Source organism: Peribacillus sp. NPDC055009 (assembly GCF_053608705.1).
In genome coordinates this window covers 60778-82248 of record NZ_JBSGVZ010000022.1, presented here as the reverse complement: position 1 = coordinate 82248, position 21471 = coordinate 60778, and the positions used below count along the sequence as shown (strand labels likewise).

Annotated in this window: 21 protein-coding genes and 1 pseudogene; 10 read left to right on the top strand and 12 right to left on the bottom strand. The window is 38.3% G+C overall.

The annotated features are described in order from the left end of the window. The first annotated feature begins 1 nt into the window (after position 1). A complete protein-coding gene (locus ACWF5P_RS23610) occupies positions 2 to 661 on the top strand; it encodes a redox-sensing transcriptional repressor Rex (RefSeq protein ID WP_034306345.1) in 660 nt (219 codons plus the stop codon). 29 nt (positions 662 to 690) lie between these two features. Here the strand turns inward: ACWF5P_RS23610 and ACWF5P_RS23605 are convergent, their stop codons facing one another. Further along, complete coding sequence (locus ACWF5P_RS23605; RefSeq protein ID WP_034306342.1) at positions 691 to 903, bottom strand: YdiK family protein; 213 nt, start codon at positions 901 to 903, stop codon at positions 691 to 693. Continuing rightward, positions 900 to 1625 (bottom strand): CPBP family intramembrane glutamic endopeptidase, encoded by a 726-nt coding sequence (locus ACWF5P_RS23600; RefSeq protein ID WP_427575323.1) that lies wholly within the window; start codon positions 1623 to 1625, stop codon positions 900 to 902. The genes ACWF5P_RS23605 and ACWF5P_RS23600 overlap by 4 nt, the downstream gene beginning before the upstream one ends. A 334-nt stretch (positions 1626 to 1959) precedes the next feature. On the opposite strand from ACWF5P_RS23600, the gene groES reads away from it, so the two are divergent. Together groES and groL are read left to right on the top strand one after the other, a co-directional pair. Beyond that, entirely contained in the window at positions 1960 to 2244 is a 285-nt protein-coding gene (groES, locus tag ACWF5P_RS23595) for a co-chaperone GroES (RefSeq protein ID WP_101225604.1), read from the top strand. 59 nt (positions 2245 to 2303) lie between these two features. Beyond that, complete coding sequence (gene groL, locus ACWF5P_RS23590) at positions 2304 to 3941, top strand: chaperonin GroEL (protein WP_101225605.1); 1638 nt, start codon at positions 2304 to 2306, stop codon at positions 3939 to 3941. A gap of 104 nt (positions 3942 to 4045) precedes the next feature. On the opposite strand, the gene ACWF5P_RS23585 is transcribed toward groL, so the two are convergent. Next, on the bottom strand, positions 4046 to 4879 hold the full coding sequence (locus tag ACWF5P_RS23585) for a tyrosine-type recombinase/integrase (RefSeq protein WP_452445366.1): 834 nt from the start codon (positions 4877 to 4879) through the stop codon (positions 4046 to 4048). 314 nt (positions 4880 to 5193) lie between these two features. Here ACWF5P_RS23585 and ACWF5P_RS23580 point away from each other — a divergent pair. Beyond that, a pseudogene (locus ACWF5P_RS23580) lies at positions 5194 to 5442 on the top strand (chemotaxis protein CheA); the annotation flags it as partial. 92 nt (positions 5443 to 5534) lie between these two features. On the opposite strand, the gene ACWF5P_RS23575 reads toward ACWF5P_RS23580, so the two are convergent. The 9 genes from ACWF5P_RS23575 to ACWF5P_RS23535 form a co-directional block, all read right to left on the bottom strand. Further along, positions 5535 to 6110, bottom strand: coding sequence for an RIO1 family regulatory kinase/ATPase domain-containing protein (locus tag ACWF5P_RS23575; protein ID WP_434168314.1), 576 nt, complete (start codon positions 6108 to 6110; stop codon positions 5535 to 5537). A gap of 46 nt (positions 6111 to 6156) precedes the next feature. Next, the gene (locus ACWF5P_RS23570) at positions 6157 to 6480 is read right to left on the bottom strand and encodes a GDP-mannose 4,6-dehydratase (RefSeq protein ID WP_452445370.1); all 324 of its coding nucleotides are present in this window, start codon (positions 6478 to 6480) and stop codon (positions 6157 to 6159) included. Positions 6481 to 6605: 125 nt separating this feature from the next. Beyond that, the gene (locus ACWF5P_RS23565; protein WP_452445369.1) at positions 6606 to 6995 is read right to left on the bottom strand and encodes an NAD-dependent epimerase/dehydratase family protein; all 390 of its coding nucleotides are present in this window, start codon (positions 6993 to 6995) and stop codon (positions 6606 to 6608) included. Between the two features lie 158 nt (positions 6996 to 7153). After that, positions 7154 to 8227: a phosphotransferase gene (locus ACWF5P_RS23560; RefSeq protein ID WP_434168316.1), complete on the bottom strand. Its 1074-nt coding sequence runs from the start codon at positions 8225 to 8227 to the stop codon at positions 7154 to 7156. 30 nt (positions 8228 to 8257) lie between these two features. Beyond that, positions 8258 to 9436, bottom strand: a complete 1179-nt coding sequence (locus ACWF5P_RS23555; protein ID WP_101225610.1) for a carboxylate--amine ligase — start codon at positions 9434 to 9436, stop codon at positions 8258 to 8260. A gap of 13 nt (positions 9437 to 9449) precedes the next feature. Then, on the bottom strand, positions 9450 to 10760 hold the full coding sequence (locus ACWF5P_RS23550; protein WP_452445365.1) for a glycosyltransferase family 4 protein: 1311 nt from the start codon (positions 10758 to 10760) through the stop codon (positions 9450 to 9452). After that, a complete protein-coding gene (locus tag ACWF5P_RS23545) occupies positions 10757 to 11413 on the bottom strand; it encodes a PIG-L deacetylase family protein (RefSeq protein WP_101225611.1) in 657 nt (218 codons plus the stop codon). Before ACWF5P_RS23545 ends, ACWF5P_RS23550 begins: the two co-directional genes overlap by 4 nt. Next, positions 11410 to 11646 (bottom strand): hypothetical protein, encoded by a 237-nt coding sequence (locus ACWF5P_RS23540; protein ID WP_434168320.1) that lies wholly within the window; start codon positions 11644 to 11646, stop codon positions 11410 to 11412. The genes ACWF5P_RS23545 and ACWF5P_RS23540 overlap by 4 nt, the downstream gene beginning before the upstream one ends. Positions 11647 to 11692: 46 nt before the next feature. Further along, on the bottom strand, positions 11693 to 11899 hold the full coding sequence (locus ACWF5P_RS23535; RefSeq protein WP_434168322.1) for an EAL domain-containing protein: 207 nt from the start codon (positions 11897 to 11899) through the stop codon (positions 11693 to 11695). A gap of 423 nt (positions 11900 to 12322) precedes the next feature. On the opposite strand from ACWF5P_RS23535, the gene ACWF5P_RS23530 reads away from it, so the two are divergent. The 6 genes from ACWF5P_RS23530 to ACWF5P_RS23505 all read left to right on the top strand — a co-directional run bounded on the left by ACWF5P_RS23530 (position 12323) and on the right by ACWF5P_RS23505 (position 21212). Continuing rightward, on the top strand, positions 12323 to 14368 hold the full coding sequence (locus tag ACWF5P_RS23530) for a CocE/NonD family hydrolase (protein WP_452445364.1): 2046 nt from the start codon (positions 12323 to 12325) through the stop codon (positions 14366 to 14368). 26 nt (positions 14369 to 14394) lie between these two features. Then, positions 14395 to 15687 carry an MFS transporter gene (locus ACWF5P_RS23525; RefSeq protein ID WP_434168325.1) on the top strand — a complete coding sequence of 431 codons (1293 nt, stop codon included), beginning with the start codon at positions 14395 to 14397 and terminating at the stop codon, positions 15685 to 15687. A 300-nt stretch (positions 15688 to 15987) separates the two neighbouring features. Beyond that, the gene (locus ACWF5P_RS23520) at positions 15988 to 16671 is read left to right on the top strand and encodes a TetR family transcriptional regulator (protein WP_452445363.1); all 684 of its coding nucleotides are present in this window, start codon (positions 15988 to 15990) and stop codon (positions 16669 to 16671) included. 533 nt (positions 16672 to 17204) lie between these two features. Further along, a complete protein-coding gene (locus ACWF5P_RS23515) occupies positions 17205 to 18545 on the top strand; it encodes a sensor histidine kinase (protein WP_101225622.1) in 1341 nt (446 codons plus the stop codon). Then, entirely contained in the window at positions 18542 to 19177 is a 636-nt protein-coding gene (locus ACWF5P_RS23510) for a response regulator (protein WP_434168328.1), read from the top strand. Before ACWF5P_RS23515 ends, ACWF5P_RS23510 begins: the two co-directional genes overlap by 4 nt. A gap of 703 nt (positions 19178 to 19880) precedes the next feature. Beyond that, positions 19881 to 21212, top strand: a complete 1332-nt coding sequence (locus ACWF5P_RS23505) for a peptide MFS transporter (protein WP_101225624.1) — start codon at positions 19881 to 19883, stop codon at positions 21210 to 21212. The last annotated feature ends 259 nt before the right edge of the window (positions 21213 to 21471 follow it).

Genomic DNA, 21471 nt, shown 5'->3' with positions numbered 1-21471 from the left:
AATGAACCATGACCCAAAGATACCGCAGGCAACAGCCAAAAGGTTACCATTGTATTATCGATTTTTAAAGAACTTACATTCCTCAGGCAAACAAAGAGTTTCCTCGGCAGAGCTAAGCGAAGCTGTAAAAGTGGATTCTGCCACCATACGCCGTGATTTTTCCTACTTTGGCGCGCTTGGGAAAAAAGGCTACGGCTACAATGTCAATTATTTATTATCCTTCTTTAGAAAAACACTAGATCAAGATGAATTGACCAAAGTCGCTTTAATAGGGGTAGGAAATTTAGGAACCGCTTTTTTAAATTACAATTTCATGAAAAATAATAATACAAAAATTGAAATGGCTTTCGAAGTTTCTGAAGAAAAAGTCGGCAAGCGGATAGCTGATGTGCCCATCTATCATATGGATCAAATCGATACGTTATTGCAGGAAAATAATATCACTGCAGCTATATTGACCGTGCCTGCACAGGTAGCCCAGACGATAACCGATCGTCTAGTCAAAGCTGATATAAAAGGAATATTGAATTTTACACCTGCAAGGCTGACCGTGCCTCCATCCATAAGGGTTCACCATATTGACCTGGCCGTGGAGCTTCAGTCGCTCATCTACTTCCTGAAACATTATCCGGTAGTGGAAGAAGCCGCCTTGGAGGAATGAAAAAAACGCTGCATCTTTGCAGCGTTTTTTTATTTTTTCTTATTTTTTTGTGCGGCTTTAATCTTAAAGTGCAGCATGATCATGCGTAAGCCCGATCCAAAGTCAAGAGTCGCAATGAGGACAAGTATGTAGGCGAAGAGTCCCCATCCAGAAGAATTGACGGTTTGAATCGCGATAGCGGTAAAAAGAGCTCCTAAGCCTGCATAGATGATGCCCATGAATAAGGGTGATTGACGTTTCATAATAAACCTCCGATGAAGGCCTGTGCAGTATCCATCATCTTCTCTATATCCTCCCGATATACCACTTGAAGGATGATAACAAGCGTATTCATCGCAATATGAGCGCTCATTGATACGAGAATGCGGCCTGTTTTTGCATAAAGGAAAGCAAAAGTGAAGCCCATTGCCGTATATAAAAGAAGATGTTCAAATTCACCATGCGCCAAGCCGAAAATAACTGAGCTGATTAAAGCTGAAATAAAGAAGTTAAAGCGTTTATGAAGTGATCCGAAAATGATTTTCCGGAAAATTAATTCTTCCAATATAGGTCCAATTACTGAAGTGACGAAAATGACCATGGGGACTTTGTAAATGAGTGAAATGAGTTGCTGCGTATTTTCAGATTCAGACTCCACCCCAAGCATTTGTTCAATGCTGCCGGCAATGCTTTGCGCAAAAAGAGCCATGAACACTCCTGCAATTGCCCATAATATGGACATGGAAACGGAAGTTTGATTTCTCGTGTCCAACTTTTCCCTCATATCTTTTCTCATTAAAAAAAGAATCAAGAATAAAGCAGCGAGAAAACTGAAAACTATCCAGTATGCTGCAGATTTCACTTGGAGTTCATCAGCCGGCATTCCGGTATAAGACCCGATCAGCATGAAAATGGGTACCCCAACAATACTGGATAATTGCATGGCAATATAAGTGATGATGACGAACCAATATTCTTTTTTCAAAAATGAAAACTCCTTTTATAGTCACCCATTCCGCTCGGAACGTTCCTTATATGGGGACAAGCTATAAACGCATACTCCAAAATGGTATCAAAAATTGAGGCAGAACACCACTTAAAGGTACCCCTAACGAAACATTTAAATAACTTTGTTAAGGAAATCATTATGCTAAAGTAGTTTACCCGTAATTTATCAGAAATTAATAAAAAATTTTCAATAAGATACTTGCAAAAAAGGCTCGGTTTATTTAATATTATAAATGTGTTAGCACTCGATGATGAAGAGTGCTAATAATCATGTAACAAATTATCAAGAGAATATGAGGAGGTTGTTTCACTTGTTAAAACCATTAGGTGATCGCGTTATTATTGAACTAGTTCAAACTGAAGAAAAAACTGCAAGCGGTATTGTTCTTCCTGATACTGCTAAAGAAAAGCCACAAGAAGGTAAGGTAGTAGCAGTTGGTACTGGCCGTGTCCTTGAAAATGGCGAACGTGTTGCTTTAGAGGTTGCCCAAGGCGATCTAATTATCTTCTCAAAATATGCAGGTACTGAAGTTAAATACGAAAACACTGAATACTTAATTTTACGTGAAAGCGACATTCTAGCTGTTATCGGCTAATTATACATCATACTTAACTGAACGAAAATTTTCTTAAAATTTTAGGGAGGTACTTATAAATGGCTAAAGAAATTAAATTTAGTGAAGAAGCTCGCCGCTCCATGCTTCGTGGTGTGGACGCACTTGCAGATGCAGTTAAAGTAACGCTTGGACCAAAAGGTCGTAACGTGGTTCTTGAGAAAAAATTCGGTTCACCGCTTATCACTAATGACGGTGTGACGATCGCTAAAGAAATCGAATTGGAAGATGCATTCGAAAACATGGGTGCGAAATTGGTTGCTGAAGTAGCAAGCAAAACAAACGACGTAGCTGGTGACGGTACAACGACTGCAACGGTTCTTGCACAAGCGATGATCCGCGAAGGTCTTAAAAACGTAACAGCTGGTGCTAACCCAATGGGTATCCGTAAAGGAATCGAGAAAGCGGTCAATACTGCAATCGCAGAATTGAAAGCCATTTCCCAACCTGTTGAAAACAAAGAATCTATCGCACAAGTTGCTGCCATCTCTTCAGCTGATGAAGAAGTCGGCCAACTGATTGCGGAAGCAATGGAGCGCGTTGGTAACGACGGCGTCATCACAATCGAAGAGTCTAAAGGTTTCACAACTGAATTGGACGTAGTAGAAGGTATGCAGTTCGATCGCGGATATGCATCTCCATACATGGTTACTGATTCAGATAAAATGGAAGCTGTACTAGAAAATCCATATATCTTGATCACAGATAAAAAAATCACGAATATCCAAGAAATCCTTCCTGTACTTGAGCAAGTTGTACAACAAGGTAAACCGCTATTATTAATTGCTGAAGATGTAGAAGGCGAAGCGCTTGCAACTCTTGTTGTGAACAAACTTCGTGGAACATTCAACGCTGTTGCGGTTAAAGCTCCTGGATTCGGTGACCGTCGTAAAGCAATGCTTGAAGACATCGCAGCTCTTACAGGCGGCGAAGTAATCACTGAAGAAATCGGTCTTGACCTTAAATCTGCAACAATCGATTCATTAGGCCGTGCGTCTAAAGTGGTTGTTACAAAAGAAAATACAACGATCGTTGAAGGAGCTGGAGATACAGCTCAAATTCAAGCTCGTGTAAACCAAATCCGTGTTCAATTAGAAGAAACAACTTCTGAATTCGACCGTGAAAAATTACAAGAACGCCTTGCTAAATTAGCTGGTGGCGTAGCGGTAATTAAAGTCGGTGCAGCTACTGAAACAGAATTAAAAGAACGTAAACTTCGTATTGAAGATGCATTGAACTCCACTCGTGCCGCTGTTGAAGAAGGTATCGTAGCCGGTGGTGGTACAGCACTTCTTAACGTATACAATAAAATCGCTGAAATTCAAGCTGAAGGCGACGTAGCAACAGGCGTGAAAATCGTTCTTCGTGCCATCGAAGAGCCTGTTCGTCAAATCGCTCACAATGCTGGACTTGAAGGCTCTGTAATCGTAGAGCGCCTTAAAGGCGAAGCAGTAGGCACTGGCTTCAACGCAGCTACTGGACAATGGGTGAACATGATCGAATCCGGTATCGTCGATCCTACTAAAGTAACTCGTTCAGCTCTACAAAACGCTGGTTCTGTAGCAGCTATGTTCTTAACAACAGAAGCTGTTGTTGCTGACAAACCAGAACCTGCTGGTGCTGGCGGAATGGGCATGCCTGACATGGGCGGAATGGGCGGAATGGGCGGCATGATGTAATCATCGCCTAGAACCCTTGGTATATAGGGGTTTGTAAGGTGGAGATTAGTGAAATGCTAACTTTTTGCTAACTTTCAGTTTTTGAAACAAATTTACTTCACCAATTAGAGAAGACCTTTCGTAAGTTCACTGAACTTATGGGAGGTCTTTTCTTCGATATTTTTTGTCATATGAGCGTAAATATTCATCGTCGTGTTGATGTCTGAATGCCCTAATCTTTCTTGAATCTCTTTTACGCCTGCCCCAGCTTCAATGAGAAGGGATGTATGAGTATGTCTAAAGCTATGGGGTGTAATATGCTTGTCTACATCCATATGCTTCATTAAACGCTGTAAACGCAATACCATTTGCTTCATAACCCTCGGATGACCGATGTTTTCTGCAAAAATGAAATCTTGGTCCTCATATACTAACCGTTGTTTCATTTTTAATTCCATCTGCTCACGCTTGTGTGCTTTGAATAAGGCGACAAGTCCATCGTCAATCATGATTGTCCGGATTGACTTTTTTGTTTTTGGGGTTAGAAGTTGATAACCTGTACTTCTGTTATTTGGATTATAGTATGTCTTGGTGATTCTTATTGTTTTCTTAGTAAGGTCCAGGTCTGTCCATTTTAATGCTAACATTTCGCCTAAGCGCATACCGGTATATGCTAAAGTAGCAAAACATAGATAGTCTAGATTTAATCCTTGTTCTTTTGTGATACGTAGAAAGGTTTTCAGTTCATTTAACTCAAGAAATTTTTCCTTAACCTCATCTTCCTCGATATCCTCAACAGTCACATGCTTCTTTGGCATGACAAAACCATAGGTTGGATTTGTCTTTATCAAGTCTTGCCTGATAGCATGCTTGAAGAACATATTTCCCGTCGTATGGATACTGTCAATATAGTTTTGGCTAAATTCCTTACTTAGATTGTTGATACGGGATTGATGCATATGCTTTGTAATCTTACGTAGCGGAAGGTGTCCCCATGATGATACAAGGTGCTTCATAGCTATCCTAAGGGCTCTAACACTACTCACTTTTACTTGAGTTCCATAGTATTCTAGCCATTCATTTGCCAAAAGTTTCGAAAGTGATGTTTGACTCCCGAATTACTCCACCGTTTAAAATTGATTCTTCAAGTTTGTTCGCTGCTAGTTGTGCTTCCTTTTTTGTCCTAAATTTGAATTGATTGAAAAAGGGAAGTCCCCCGTGTCTTCCTCAATTGCACAGGTTGCAGCTTCTGTCGCTCTTGAAAAATGAGGAAATGACTGCGGGAGAGTACGATGAATTTGAATGGACAGTACTTCAGCAGTCCAAAGATCAAGGCTTCAACAGCTTCGAAATTTCGATAGGGTTGCGTGAGGGCTGTCTATTAAAAGCGGCAAGGGTGTTTATGGTATTTGAGGTGCTTGACAAGTCAGGTGAAGTAATCAAGACGCAACCACCCGTAGAACTTTTGGAAGAAGAGCAGTTCGATCAGCAATTTACAGTCACCATGGTAACAACAGAATCGAGTGAAGAGATAAAGAAAAAAATCATGAAGGTTTCCGAAGTGGATCAGGTTGTTGTAAATGCCCTTGATTTTGAAGGCTTGAGGCATGCTTATTATTTATCAGTCACTAAGTTTTTCCATTCCTTATATAAGGATGGGCGAAGCTTTTTCACATGTTCCAAAAACTCTTCCAAAAATCCAATCTTTTTTAAATCAGTCAACAATTTAGTAGGGACAGATCTGACCGTATTAAATGCCCTCTTAAGGTCAATTATTTTTATTTCCCCTAGTTCATTGAAAAAAATGTGGCGAACTTCAATATCTAGTCTCGTAAAACCCACAGTTTTCATTTCATCGAGCATCGATAATATTTTCCCCACAATTGCCTCTGAGAGTTTTTTCTCTTTTTTTAAATAATGCTTAAGATTATAACCTTTCACAAACTCCATCACTATATAGTTAGAACCATATTCATATAATTTAGGAATAATTGGAGACGATTGTCCTTTTTGCAGTGCATTTAATTCCTTTTTTTGTGTGTCTTCATTAACAAAAATTTTGACGCACTTCTGAGGGGGCAATTGAAAGACGGATCCATCTGCCCCCTTTCCAAGCATTGTGTAACCACTCAGGTCTTGAACGGTTACAACGCCTTTTTTCATGGCTGCTATTTTTTCAAAATCATTCATTTCTGATCTCCTTTTTTTCGATATTTCTTCAAATGCGCCTATAATTTTAAAAACCTTTATAATACTTTAAAGTTTCATTTAATCCAGCTTTCAAATCATAAGCCGGATTCCAGCCCAAAAGATAAGAAGCTTTGGTATTATCTAATCGGCTATAGCGAATATCTCCCTTACGTTCGGGCATGGAGAGGGAGTGAATATTTATAGAGGTAAGTGATGTAATCATCTGATAAAGTTCATTAATACTTATCTTCGAATCACAACCAATATTGAAGATTTCATTTGTTCCTTTTTCAATGGCCAGCACGTTGGCCAAAGCAACATCTTTCACATACACAAAATCCCTTGTCTGCTCTCTATCTCCAAAAAAAATGGGGGATTCTCCATTAAGGATTTTCTTAAAAAATAGAAATCACTCCCCCTTCTCCTTTTGAAGTTTGGCGGGGACCATAAACATTGGCATATCTTAGAATGGTAAAAGGTACGTTATGAAGTATGTTAAATATTTGAATATACATTTCTAATACCATAATAGGATTGAGGTTGAATAGGAAATGTTTCCATTATACTACAATCGTCTTTTTCTCCGTATACTGCACAAGATGAGGAAAGTATGAATTTTTTCACATCGTACTTTTTGCAGCATTCAAGCAAACGAATCGTTCCAAGAATATTTTGATTAGCATCCTCAACTGGATTTTGTATCGAGTAGGCAACATCCACTTGTGCCGCTAAATGGATCACTACATCCGGTTTTTCTCGAGCAAAAACATCTTCTATTTGTGGTGAAGAAATGTCCAGGTCAATGAAACAAACGTGAGAAGGCACATTTTCTCGTTTACCTGAACGTAAATTATCCACTACTAGCGGTTCATAACCTGATTGAATTAATAAATCGACAACATGTGAACCAATAAATCCAGCTCCGCCTGTAACGAGTACCTTTCATCCGGATTCACAACTATCATTTCTATATATATGAGAAGACCGTATAATATTTTGCATGCATAAAACTCCTTTATAGTATTATGAATTCGTGCGATGCACTAATATAACCCAAGTTCTTTTCCCCAAACCTCAATTTTTTCAAGGTATCTCTTGAGAAGAGTGCTTTTTCCTCCATCCAACACCTTTTGCAAATGGCTAGAAAGCTTTTTTTCTAGGGTTCTTTGTAAATACGCCTTTTTAAGAAGATTCAGTGGATCCTCACTGAAGGTTATCCCATATTTTAGCATTTCTTGGCAATAAATTTGCACACATTGACTTCGAATCTCCTCTTCCCTTTGTTGCCAATCCCAGCGAAAATCTATTAATAATTCGACTAGAACGACCAAATCATACCAGCAAGGATAATGCTTCGCTGACTCCCAATCAATCAAAGAGACTTTCCAGTTCTCCTCATCATCATTCGCATTTTCACAGCAAATATTGTGGACATGGAGGTCGCCATGGATCAGACACTGGCCAGATTCAGTAATTTCGGGGAAAAAAACCGGACCTTTTTTTAATATTCTTTTGATAATTTTATACCTTGGTTCCACCAATTCTTTTAAGTTAGGATCTTTCATTGCCAAATCTAGGTTTTCCATTGCTTTTTTGACCCCTTTAGTCCTTTCCTTTACCTTCTCCTCAGAATCAAAATGGGGAAGAGAGGCGTCGAAAAGATCTGCATGCCTCACAAATTGATTATCAAAGGTTTTGGCATGAAACTTTGCCACCGTGGGGATAATTCGTTCCAAATGATTTGGAGCTAATTTTATTTGTCCTCGTAACGGCTTCAAACATTCGGTAAACATCCATGTTTCATTCCCATTTACATTCGGTTCAAGCCAATACAAACGCGGCATAATCTCGTGATAAATGTTATAAGCTTTTTGATACATATTAATTTCCAACCTATGATTTTCTTTCAGTGGCAGTTTGTATATTTTAAGCACAATGGGAATGAACTCCGTGCCATCAGTTAGAACCAACTTCCAAATACTTGTCTTTTCACGTGAATTTTTGAGGCATTCTATTCTTTCTTCCACTAATTTCACTTTTTTACCAAGGACATTTTTAAGCTTTTTTTCCCAATCAAATTGTTTCCAACGGCTAAGAATTTCTTCTATACTATTCAAATAGAAAGTTCCCTCCCTCTTTTATCATTTTTACTGTCTCCCCCATAAATTTCGCAAATGGGAAACAAAACTCCGAACAAATGGAAGAGGGTCATTCCAAGCAAAGAGAGCCTCAACCTTTTTTCCATATAAGCTCTTTATCCACTCAACGAACCTCATTTCCCCATTTTTTTGTTTTTGGCGAAAGGAAAGAAAATCACGGACGAAGTAAACCCATTTGACCCCTTCTTTCTGCTCTGTCACTGGTGATGGATTTTGCCCGGTAAGGGATAAATAATACAAGTAAGCCAAATTAACCCCACAAGCAATCGATAATGCTTGAGTTAAACCTATTCTTGAATTGATTTCGATAAATTTCAGTTTCCCATCTCTTGGATCCCGTTTAAATTCGGCAATAGCCAAGCCTTTGAATTGAATATCTTTTAGAAAGGTAGTAGCAAGTTGAATGACTTCTTCATCCCTAACACTTAGGGCAAGAGCAGTGGATCCAAAATGAGGGGGAAATTGATGTAATTTTTGGTTCATCCACAAGCCAATTAAATTCATTTGTTCGTCAAAAAAAGTCTTGACGGAATAAATACAATCCTCCGCACCAGGAATGACTTCCTGGATCATTAGTTCACCGTATGGGCGATAAAAAAGGTATTCTTCTCTCAATTGGGAAGGACGTTCTACTACAATGGCTTTCTTATAAAGACGATGATCGATATTTGAGCGGAAATGAGAAGAATAAACTGGTTTTAATATACAAGGGAAGGTAATTTGATTGATAATTTGCTCAAATTGTTCTTCATTATTTATAGCGTAAGTTTTGGGGCATGGCACATTTGATTTCATGGCCAATTCATACGTTAATCTTTTATCTAATACAGCTTCTACTAGTGTGAGATTAGGTAATAGAAACCGATAGTAGTGTGAAAGGACAAATCTGTTTTTTGAAATAAACTGAACAAAGTCATCAGAACCCGCATACAGGACTGGCTTTTGTCCAAACTTTTGCGACAGTCTAGTAAGAAATAGTATTAATGCTGGTCCCTCACTAACTGGATTCGGACAAATTCCGCAAGTGGCAAACCAAGTTTTACCGATTTCATATTTTCCGCTCGTATCAAACGCATATACCTTTATCCCTTCTTTCGCTAAACTCCTCACAATCCCTATACCGGTTGCACTTAGATCAAGAACAACGGCTGGAACATCATGTAGCATGCTCTTTCCTCCTTCAAAATAATGATTGATAGATTTCTTCAATCTTTTTGACCATGTTACTAGTGGTTAAATGTTTTAGTGCAAATGCCTGTGCATTGCGTGCTAATTCTTTTCTAATTGATTTTTTTTGTAATAAGAGCGATAACTTTTTTGCAAGCTTCTTTGGGTTAGCTGGTTCAACAATAAATCCTGAATAATTATTTTTAATAATTTCCGGGATTCCGCCACAATTGGTAGTAAGAATTGCTTGTTTGGTAAACATTGCCTCAATAATTGAGATTGGCAGCGTATCGCTTGTGGTTGGCAGAATAAATATGTCTGATTCACTTAGCAATTTAGGTATGTCTTCTCTGCTGCCTAAAAAGGAAACGTTTTTCAATTCCAACTCATTAACCTGCTTCTCGAGCTGCTTTCTCATCTCACCATCGCCTACTATCCTGACTTCTACATCTCTCAGCTTGTCTTTAATAAGCGCAAGGGCTTCAAATAGGTACATATGACCTTTACGTGGTCGAAGGCGTGCGACACAAGTTATCACCATGTTAGGTTGGCTTTTTTTCCTTTTCTTCTGAATATTCCATCCACCAAAATCAATTCCAGTATAAACAGTGGTCATTTTAGATTCCTCCGCACCTAAATTTATTAGAATTGGGCGAAAGACATCACAAACGATGATTAATTGATTAGCATTTTTAATGGCTTGTCTGTCAATGGACGAAAAATAGATTTCCTCAACCGACCCTTTTTCCATCAAGTTAAACTTTAATCTGTTGTGGGTCATAAATCCATGAGGTGTAAAAAGAAGAGGTTTTTGAAGGGATCGGTTTAGTATCCCTATTACATTAGCTGTATATCGATCTTGTGCGTGGATAATATCATATTGCTCCAGGTCAATATCCTTTAACATCGTATAGTAACTATATAGTTTGCTAATGTTGTGTAGAATTTTTCCATTACAGCTGCCATACCGATTGATAAAAAAATGTGTAAATTCCTCAGAATATCTAGTTCGTAATACCTCCATTTCTTTAGATGGAAAATGATTTGGTGCTATTACATGGACACTATGACCTAATTTTTCCAAACCGTTTTTAAGTGATGTGATATAGTTTTGCAGTCCACCGATACTTGGATACTCCCAAAACGTTGTGATTAATATTTTCATTTTTTTGTTTTGAATTTCTGCTGAATGGATTTGCTGCCTTTCTACCACTTGTTCTTCTTCAAATATTTCATTAATCTCATAATATTGATCCATAGCTGAGATTAGGTAAGGAAAAAGAGTCGGCACAAAATGCTGGTCCTTTTGATGTTTTCCTGTCACTTCCACACCCTCCTTATGATTTCAAAAGCTTCTGCGAATTCGACCCCAACCGTCATTCCCCTGACCCGCGCTAAATATTTCACTCCGTCATATGAACGTGGATGAGGGAATGGTCTCATTTCTATATCATAATGGTGAAGAGATTGTAGCTTGTCATCGATGGTATCTGTAATATCCACAAAATAATTGGGTTTGAATTCCTTATCATTCGTATGCTGGCTCCATTCACTGGAAGAAACCGTTTCAAAACAAAGGATCTCAATCGGTTGTTTTCCAGGCAACGGCCGGGCTGCTGTGATGACTGCTTGAAACAAAATTTGATGGTCTTTGTTTGTATCTCCATAATGATGAGTGAAAATTATAGAAGGTTTATGCTTATCCAATAGAGCTTCAATCGCTTTGGCGATTTTGTGAAGAGGAATTGTTTCCAACAATAGATTGGGGAATTCCAAAAATAGGACCTCGTCTACCCCTAAGTGTTTGTTAGCTTGCTGCATTAATGGCTGAATGTGCTGCTCCTCTTCCTTACGTCCCTTGGCGGCAATCACTGTGATTACCTTATAGCCATGATTAATTAATTTCTTTATCGTTCCGCCGCTTCCAAGAATTTCATCATCGGGATGAGCGGCAATCACTAGAACATTCATACTCATTCAGATCCCTCAACTCCATTTAATATTAGTACTCTAATAATTATATGAAATTGATCCGAAGTGGATATGGACAATGGTAAAAAAACTTCGACACACCCATGTCGAAGCAGAAAGGTTACTTGATCGTTTGTTTCAACGCCCTCAGCGATGACTTGAAGTTTTAATAACTGTGCCATTAGAATAATAGTCTTGATGATGGTTTGATCATTTAAGTCATGAGTACCTTCAGACATAAAGGATTGATCAATTTTCAGGCTTATCAACTGGGAATCGTTTAAGCTAATTAAGCGAACTATATCCCGTTCCAAAATCATCGATACTAATCATAACACCAATTTTTTTAAGCTCAATCAGTGTTGAAATAGCGGATTCAACATCCAAAGTCATACTTTCAGTAATCTCAATCTCTAAATATTTGGGTTCAAGTCCCCTAACTTTTTTGCTAACCCAATTTTTATTTTTCATTCCAACGTATACAATCTCCATTCTTAAAACCCAAGTTGATACAGAGGTTTTGCTAACCCATAAGGGGAAAAACACTTCTTAGTTGGGCGGCATGATGTAATCATCGTCTAGAACCCTTGGAATATAGAGGGTTTAACGACGATTCAGAATGATTGCACACCTAAAATGTGAATATCTTTAAGGTTGAAGGCCTCCTACAGATTACTGGGGGAGGCCTTTTCTTTTTTTGTAAAGTATAATTCAATATAAAATTCTGGAAATTTTAAGTTGTTTAACACATATTCGGGTGATATACTAATTTCACAAATATAATCATGATTATAAAATTACTTTGATTGTTTTGTAATTTCGATTAAAAATTTTTAGAAAGTGCTTAAATTGAGTTGAAAAAATGATATTGACCACTTTACGGCGGATGAAAAATGACTAAGAGGAGGATGGAAAATGTCAACAGAATATAAAGAAAAAGAAATTATCACTAATTTTCCTTATGCGTTTCAAACCATTGAAAACACTTGGATTGTTTTAAAGGATGGAACTAGACTTTCAAGTCGTATCTGGTTGCCTGAAGTTAGGGAAGGGCAAAAAGTACCTGCCATTTTGGAGTACATTCCTTACAGAAAAACAGACGGTACAAGGGCAAGAGATGAACCGATGCATGGTTATTTTGCCGGGCAAGGTTATGCAGTTGTCAGAGTGGATATGAGGGGTTCGGGAGAATCAGATGGTCTGCTAAGGGATGAATACTTAAAGCAAGAACAAGATGATGCTCTGGAAGTTATTGATTGGATCTCAAAGCAAAATTGGTGTGATGGAAATATCGGTATGATGGGTAAATCATGGGGGGGCTTTAATTCCCTTCAAGTTGCAGCCAGAAGACCCAAAAATTTAAAAGCAATTATTACACTCGGGTTTACTGATGACCGGTATAACAATGATATCCACTATAAAGGCGGCTGCCTCTTAAATGATAATTTCTGGTGGGGGGCCATTATGCTAGCCTATCAGGTGCGTCCGCTTGACCCTCATATTGTTGGGGATAGCTGGCGTGAAAAATGGCTGGAAAGATTAGAGGAAATGCCTTTATGGATGGCGCAATGGATGGAGCACCAAACGAGAGATGCTTATTGGAGGCATGGATCAGTTTGTGAAAATTACGATGACATTGAAGTGCCAGTTCTAGCCATCGATGGTTGGGAAGATTCTTATACGAATACCGTATTAAGTTTAATGAAAGGGCTTTCAGTTCCCAGAAAGGGGATTATTGGTCCTTGGGCACACGTATACCCTCATGATGGAGTTCCAGGACCAGCAATGGGCTTTTTGCAAGAAGCTGTTAAATGGTGGGACCATTGGCTAAAAGGCAAAGAGAACGATGCGATGGATGGACCGATGGTGAATGTATGGCTTGAGGAAAGTATGCCTCCTTCTTCCGTTAAACCAGTAAGTAAGGGAGAGTGGATTGGACTCGATTCCTGGCCATCAAATGAAGTTCTAACGCAAACTTATCAATTGACTCATGGTAAATTGCTAGAAGAAAGAGATGAAACAGAAGAGCGGGTGTTATTAAAAACACCTTTAAATCACGGCCTTTTATCGGGTGAATGGATGGGTGCCGGAGTACCGGGTGAAAGTCCGTCAGACCAACGATTGGATGATGGTATGGCGATGGTATTTGAAGGGGATGTCTTAGAAGACCCATTAGAAATAGTTGGTTATCCAAGATTTGAAGTACAAATGACAAGTGACAGACCAAAGGCAATGCTCTTCGCACAACTATCAGATGTGGCACCAGATGGGGCCGTTACCCGTGTTTCTTACGGAGTAATGAATTTAACCCATTTAAATGGACATGATCAAGTAGACTTGTTAACTCCGGGTGAAAAGGTAAATGCATTTGTTAATTTAGACTGTTGCGGGCATAAATTTAAAGCCGGGCACCGAATACGTTTGTCCATTGCAACAACTTTTTGGCCAATGTTTTGGCCGATGCCTGAGGATGCAACACTTACTCTGAATCTTGAAACCGCAAAGTTTTCATTACCAATCTTTAAAGGAAGCCGGGTATCTGGACCGAATATGAGTCCTCAAAGCGCCCCATTAACTCCGACGACTATACTTTCAGAGGGAAGAGTCGATCGTTCCATTACATACGATATTTTAACGGATACATGGACCTGCATAACCGATGGTGTTGGAGGGGTATTTGGTGAAGGGGTCTATCGCTTTGATGACATCGATGTTACGGTTGAACACAATTTGAGACGAGAGTTGACATTATGTAATGCTAATCCTCTTTCCGCGAAATATACAATTTATCAAAAAATGAGGATTGGCCGTGAGGGTTGGTGGATTGACGCTGACATTACCGTTACGCAAACTTCTGATGCAGAAAGCTTTATGATTGTTGGGGAAATGGATGTTAAAGAAAACGGCCGACCGGCATTTCATAAGAATTGGGATCAAAAGATTGAGCGTTTAGGACTTTAAAAAGCCAGGGATTGGAGAGAAAAGAGATGAAAGGTAAACTAAGGAAAAATATACCTACTCTAGTTATATTAATCATTGCAGGTGAAATGATTTATACATTGCCTTATTTTCGAAACTATTATTATGATGTATTCTTAAATGCCTTTCACTTAACCAATACACAAATGGGTACGCTTGGCAGTGCATATGGAGTTTGCTGTTTGATTTCCTATATCTTTGGAGGGTATGTGGCAGATCGATGGAGAACGAAGCACTTGTTGTCCATATCCTTATTTGCGACAGGGATTCTAGGCTTTGCTTTACTATTGTATCCCCCTTACCCTGTGTTGCTGCTAATTTATGCAGCTTGGGGAATAACATCCATCATGACCTTTTGGGTAGCGTTAATAAAAGCCGTCCGTTCGTTAGCATCTGAAAATGAACAAGGAAAAGCATTCGGCTTTTTTGAAGGCGGACGCGGTGCTGCCAAAGTTATCGAATCTGCTTTGGTATTAGGACTCTTCGCCATTTTAGCAAAGCAGCTGAGTGACAAGCTGGCATTGTCTTCTGTGATTATTTTCTATTCCGTGATGTGTATTCTTTTAGGGTTTATGATTATGTTACTTTATAAGGAACCTGATGGTAACAACAGTAGTGATGAAATAAAAGAAAAGGAGGTTAAAAAATTTGATTGGGCAATACTTTTGAGGATTCTCAAAATGCCAACAACCTGGTTGGCAGCCATTCTTATTTTAACGTCTTATGCGATGATTAATAGTTTCTATTATATTACGCCTTATGCAACGGCCGCCTTTGGTGCTTCAACAATAATTGCCGCTGCTTTGGGTTACTTTTCACAATATTGTCGCCCAATCGGAAGTTTTGGCTCTGGCATTATCGGGGATCGAATTGGTATTTCGAATATGGTCATAATTGGCTATTGTGTTCTGGCACTCGGTTTAGCTGCTCTCATCGTATTACCCGGAAAGCCTTCTTTCATCTTATTACTGTTAGTTTTTATAGCGATTATTTATATATCAATGTATGCATTACAGGCAACGCACTTCGCTATTTTGGTGGAAGGAGACTATCCTGTCGAAACAACAGGAACAGTTGCCATGCCCTTGATGATTATTGGGTATAGCGGAGAAATCTTTATGCCAATTGTTGCAGGTGCTTGTTTGGACCACTGGAGTGGTACAGACGGTTATAAGGTATTATTTACAATTTTATTAGGGTTGACGATTGTTGGGTTGATTACGGCTATAATTTGGCAAAGAGTAACGAAAGAAAAACGAATAGAGATTTCGCTCCTGAAGAGAGAGATGAAAGCAAGTTAGCAAAAGGCAAGAGGGTTCCCGAGTGATAGAATAATGAGGTTTTTTAAAGACCCCCAAAAATGTAAAAAGGCTGGCGATAAACGTTTTGTTTTTTGCCAGCTTTCTATTTTTATACGTTTTTATTGTGGGCTAATGTTCTTTCGGCTTCCATGCCATAGTTTGGTATAATTTAACCATAAGCACTTTATTGATTAGCACGCCCCTATAAAATATAGATAAGAATACAGAAAGCTTTGTTTTATAGGGTTCAGTGATTGAAATGGACCTATATTTTTTTTGAAAGTGTGAGGGGAATAGAAAATGAAAAACAAAGAAATACAAATGGGCCGCATGTGGAAATACTTTGTGGATGCAACAGCTGAAATTATCGAAGAAGAAGGTTTAGAGAATGTAACAATAAGAAAAGTTGCGGATAAAGCGGGCTATAATAGCGCAACCATTTATAACTATTTTTCTGAGGTCTCCCATTTGATTTTTTTCGCTTCAATGAAATTCTTGAAATGCTACACAGATGAGGTAGCTGTTTATATTGAAAAAGGAAAAGATCCAATTGAAAAGTACTTATTAGCATGGGAATGCTTTTGTAATCACTCTTTTCAGCAACCACAAATTTTCCATGCGGTTTTTATTATGGACCTAGCTGATCAACCGGAAAAGCTGCTCGAAGACTATTATAAAATCTATCCTTCTGATTTGATTAACATTCCTGAAGAATTAAAGACTATCCTATTCGAACGTAATGTGTCAAAAAGAGGGCGATCCTTTTTAGAAATTGCACTAAAAGAGGGCTACATTAAAGAGGAAAACGTTGATGCAATTAATGAATTAACCATTTTAGTATGGCAGGGAATGTTTACAAATATCTTAAATAATCGCAAAAGCTACGATTTTCAAACGGCTGCAAAAATCACCATGAACTATATAACAGAGATTGTACACAACGCAAATCTATTTCATAAAAGGGATCATGCAAATCAGCAATAGCATTATCTTACCATCCTTTTGACACTTACAAATTAACTATATATTTGTTTTCGCAGCGACATCGAAAAAGCCCTCCTCTATTTAATCGAGAAGGCTTGGGATAAGAATATTCATTTTGTTATTCCCTGTTATTTTTTTGTTCACCTTCCTCAACCTTCCTTATGAAAAGGCACGGGGCTGCTAAGAGCGCATTTCTTGCCCCAGAAACGCGCCCTTTTCTTGAATAACTTAGGTCGTTTAACCGGGGACATACCTATTGAATATTAGCCATCCGCGAATGAAATAAAACCTCAGTTAAAAATGACGTTAGAATCAGTTCAAGTACATAATGCTTTGTTCAAGATTTATAGATTACTTGCAAGCTGTTCGGATTTTTGCACCCAAAACCCATTTTTTTATAAATTTCATAATTATGATGAATTACGTATAATAAGATTATGCAAGGGTATACATAAATTTAAAATAAATACGAAATGAAAGAATGGTTATCATTCTATTCTATAGGCAATTAGTCTATTAAAGGTGAAATGATTATGATATCTAGTCTTATGAAGTCTTGGACAATATGGATGAAAATCGGAGTGATTTTATTCGGGGTATTCTTACTATCGTGGTTGGGTCCTGACGAAATTGGTCTTACTGATTTGCTTATTTCATTAAGAGAAGGTGAAGAAACAGGAAATAAGTTAATGCTTGCCGTTTTTTTGTTAATTTCTTTAAATACAGTTTTAGCTTTGTTTCATTATATTGGTGCACTCCTGTTGGGAGACGAAATTGGTGATCGTTTAAACCGTCCATGGTTAAAAATTATCATTCCTCTTATTGTTATTCCTCTCGACTATATCGTGATAAATGCTTATTATTCTTTAACATACTCATTTAGCGCATATGCATTGTTATTGTTGTTAGCCATCTTATTATTGCAAGCCTTTGAAAAGGATAGGCTAAAGCCAATTATTAAAACGATTATTTGTTCCCAATTAATCTTTGGGATTGAATGGCTGAATGAGATTCCTTCTTTATCTAAATATGGATTTGGCCAAGGGTCGATTTCAAAGGAATTAAAAGATATAGCGGTTCAAATTGGATTTGAGCAATCATTAACATTGTACAGTTTAACTTTGTGTTTAATTTTTGTTATTAATGCTGTTATTTTAGCTGTGTATTTTTCATTAGCTGAACAAAAGTGGCGGATAAAGCAAGAGCTTCATTATGCGCAGTTGGAAGCAATGCAGTCAAGATCAGGACGAGAAGCACTATATCTGGTCCATGATTTAAAAACACCTCTCACAGCAATTGAGGGGCTAAATTCTTTAATTAGTTTGAAAGTGGACGATTCTAAAATTAAAGAATATTGTCAAAAGGTTTCATCATCGATTCATTCCGTTAGCGACATGATTTCCGAGATTTTATATGATGATAAAAAACATTGGTGCCGTATAAAAGATTTAGTTGAATACGTCGAAGCAAGCAGACTGAGCGGGACAAATCTTAATCTGAAGGTAGAGTTTCAAACAGATCCTGAAATTAAAATTTTAATTAATAAAATCCGAATGACGAGGGCATTAGTGAATTTAATTGACAATGCTTACGATGCAGTGAATGGAATAGAGGATGGCAAGATTTTGCTTAAGGTGAAAACCTATGAAAATGAACTTTGGTTGGGCGTATCAGATAATGGGAAAGGGATTTCACCTAAAGAGCAGCTGAAAATATGGAAAGCTGGGTTTAGTACGAAATCGCATCCAGGGATGGGGTTAGCTTTCGTACGACAAGTTGCTGAAGGACATGGTGCATCTTTAGAAATTGACAGCAAGCTTGGGCACGGGACAATAATTTGGATTAAACTAGCTGAGAGGAGTGTGTCAAGATGAACATTTTAGTCATTGATGATGATGCATCAATTCAATATATGCTAAGTGAAATTTGTGAATTTGCCGGCTGGAATGTAGATACGGCTAACAACGGAAAAGAAGGGTTAAATGTGTTTGCAGAAAAAGGAGCAGATGTTGTTTTAGTTGATTATCATATGCCGGAAATGGACGGAATAAAAACAGTGGGTGAGCTTCGTAAACTTAATGCTGATGTTCCGATTCTTGTATTAACAGTCGATGAACGACAGGAAATTGCTGATCGCTTTCTTGAAGCAGGCGCAACGGATTTTGCGTTAAAGCCTGTAAAAGCGCCTGATTTGATTTCAAGAATTCAACTGCATAATCGCCTTGCAAAATTAACTCAATCAGCTCCGCAGCAAAAGCCCAGTGAAGAAAAGGATGTATTTGTAACAAAGGGAATTAGTAAGAAAACACTTTGTCACGTTAGTGGTTTTCTGAATTCTAATCGTGAACCTTTTTCTGTTGATACAATTTCTAAAGAAGTTGGTTTGGCTTATCCGACCGTCTATCGCTATATTATGCATTTACTTGATGAAGGAAAAGTGGAAACTATTGTGAGTTATCAAAAAATAGGAAGACCGAAAAATTTATATCAATGGATTGTTGACTAAAAAACTGCCTTAAAACAAGGCAGTTTGAGTTTGTAAACAAAAGGGGTTCATCTGAATTTTTAAACAAAGTTGATTGGAACGGAAGGTACGAGACTCCTGCGGGAAAAGCGCGTCCAAGGGAGACCCCACAGGCGCCAAGAGCGCCGAGGAGGCTCTCGGACCGCCCGCGGAAAGCGAGTGCCTGGAGAGAAATCAACGTTCATATTTTAAACTCCCTCAAAAATAATGTAGGCAATCTTAATTAAAATCGAGTTTGTCAACAGTCTGAAACTGCCTTAAAACAAGGCAGTTTTTTTTATTATAATGGGGGTCTCCGTTGCTGCACAGGCCGCTAATGCAGTAGGACTTTTTTTCTTTTTTTTCTGTATTTTTATATTTTCTGATAATATAAAATTATTTTACAACACTAAATATTCTTTAAAATTCAAATGTCTTCATTGAATGTCTTCGAGTAAAATGAATGAATTTATTAGTTAATGTTCATTTAGATTTTGCTATCTGATTTCTTTTGCACCAGAGTCAAGTTTAGAAATGTAAACGCTTACTGACGGTGGGTTGGATGGCATGCGTCGCCATCATCGTATTAGGTGTACGTGGAACGAATCAATAATTTATATATTAAAATAAAAACCATGCAATTATTTTGTGAAAGTAACGATTGGTGGATGGTTTAATATTTAACCATATTTAGGGGGACTTTATTATGCAAGCACTTTTAAAAGATGATGTTCAGCAGCCAAACCAGTCCAGGAAAAAGCATCCTCCAGGACTGTATATGCTGTTCGCGACTGAGGCATGGGAGCGCTTCAGTTATTACGGAATGAGAGCAATTCTTGTTCTTTACTTAACAGCAACTGTTGTAAATGGCGGGCTTGGAGTCGACAAATCTACGGCTATGGGCATATACGGATTCTTTACTGGTGCCGTTTATATTACGCCAATGATTGGCGGATACTTGACTGACCGTTTCATAGGCAGAAGATTGGCAATCACGATTGGCGGTATTTTAATGGCGCTTGGTAACTTTTCGCTATTCTCAAGTCAGAGTTTGACAGCGCTTTACATTGGTCTTGGTTTATTGATTATCGGTAATGGTTTCTTCAAGCCAAACATCTCGACAATTGTTGGTGATCTTTATGAAGACAACGATCCGCGTCGTGATGGAGCTTTCACCATCTTCTATATGGGTATTAATGTTGGGGCTTTCTTCGCACCATTAGTAGTTGGCCTGATGAGCTATAAATATGGGTTCTTGACAGCAGCAATTGGCATGATTGTAGGGCAGTTAGTTTTCAACTTATTAGGAAATCGCTATTTAGGCGATATCGGTAAAGAACCTACTGGCAAACCGGAAGTTACAGCTGGTCAAAAGTCAGCTGCACCGTTAACGAAAAGAGAACAAAAACGTACAGCGGCTATCGTTATTTTGGCAGTATTCGTTATTGCGTTCTGGGCCGCTTTCGAGCAGGCAGGAAGTTCATTGACATTGTATGCTAATGACCAAATTGATCGGAATGTATTTGGTTTTGAGGTTCCAACTGCCTGGTTCCAATCATTGAACCCATTATTCATCGTGATTTTAGCGCCAATTATGTCTGCATTATGGTACAAGCTTGGCAGCTCAAAACGAGGTGACTTAAAAACCCCAACGAAGATGGCTCTTGGTTTAGTCACTGTTGGTTTAGGTTTCTTAGTACTGCTTCCTGCTGTTATGTATACAGGAAATGATACAGCGCTGAAAGTAAACATCCTGTTCATGATTGTAACGTATTTCCTTCATACATTAGCCGAATTAATGATTTCACCAGTTGGTTTATCAATGGTAAGTAAAATTGCTCCAATCAAGCTTGCCTCTCTTCTAATGGGAGTATGGCTGGCAAGCTCCGCGGTAGCCAATATGGTAGCCGGACAATTAGCTGCATATACGCAGTCTTTAGGTTACCTGGAAATCTTCAGTGTAATTGGTTTTGTAACAATTGGCTTAGGTATTGTTTTATTGCTTCTTTCGAAGCCAGTAGCAAAGCTGATGAAATAATGAAAAAATGAGCTGACCCAAAAGGCATATAATGTGCCATTTGGGTCGAGCTTTTTTAGTGTGAAAAAATAATAGAATCGGTCCAAACTGGTGTAAAGGAACGATTCTCTGAAGTTTTATTTCTTTTTGCTTAATCTTATTGTGTTTCAGCATTTTCACGAGTCTTTCATCAATTTGAATGGTATGGAATGCTAATGTAAGTAAACAAATCAGAAGAAAGGAAAAGGAAATCTTATCGCTATCCCTAACGACTTCTGGA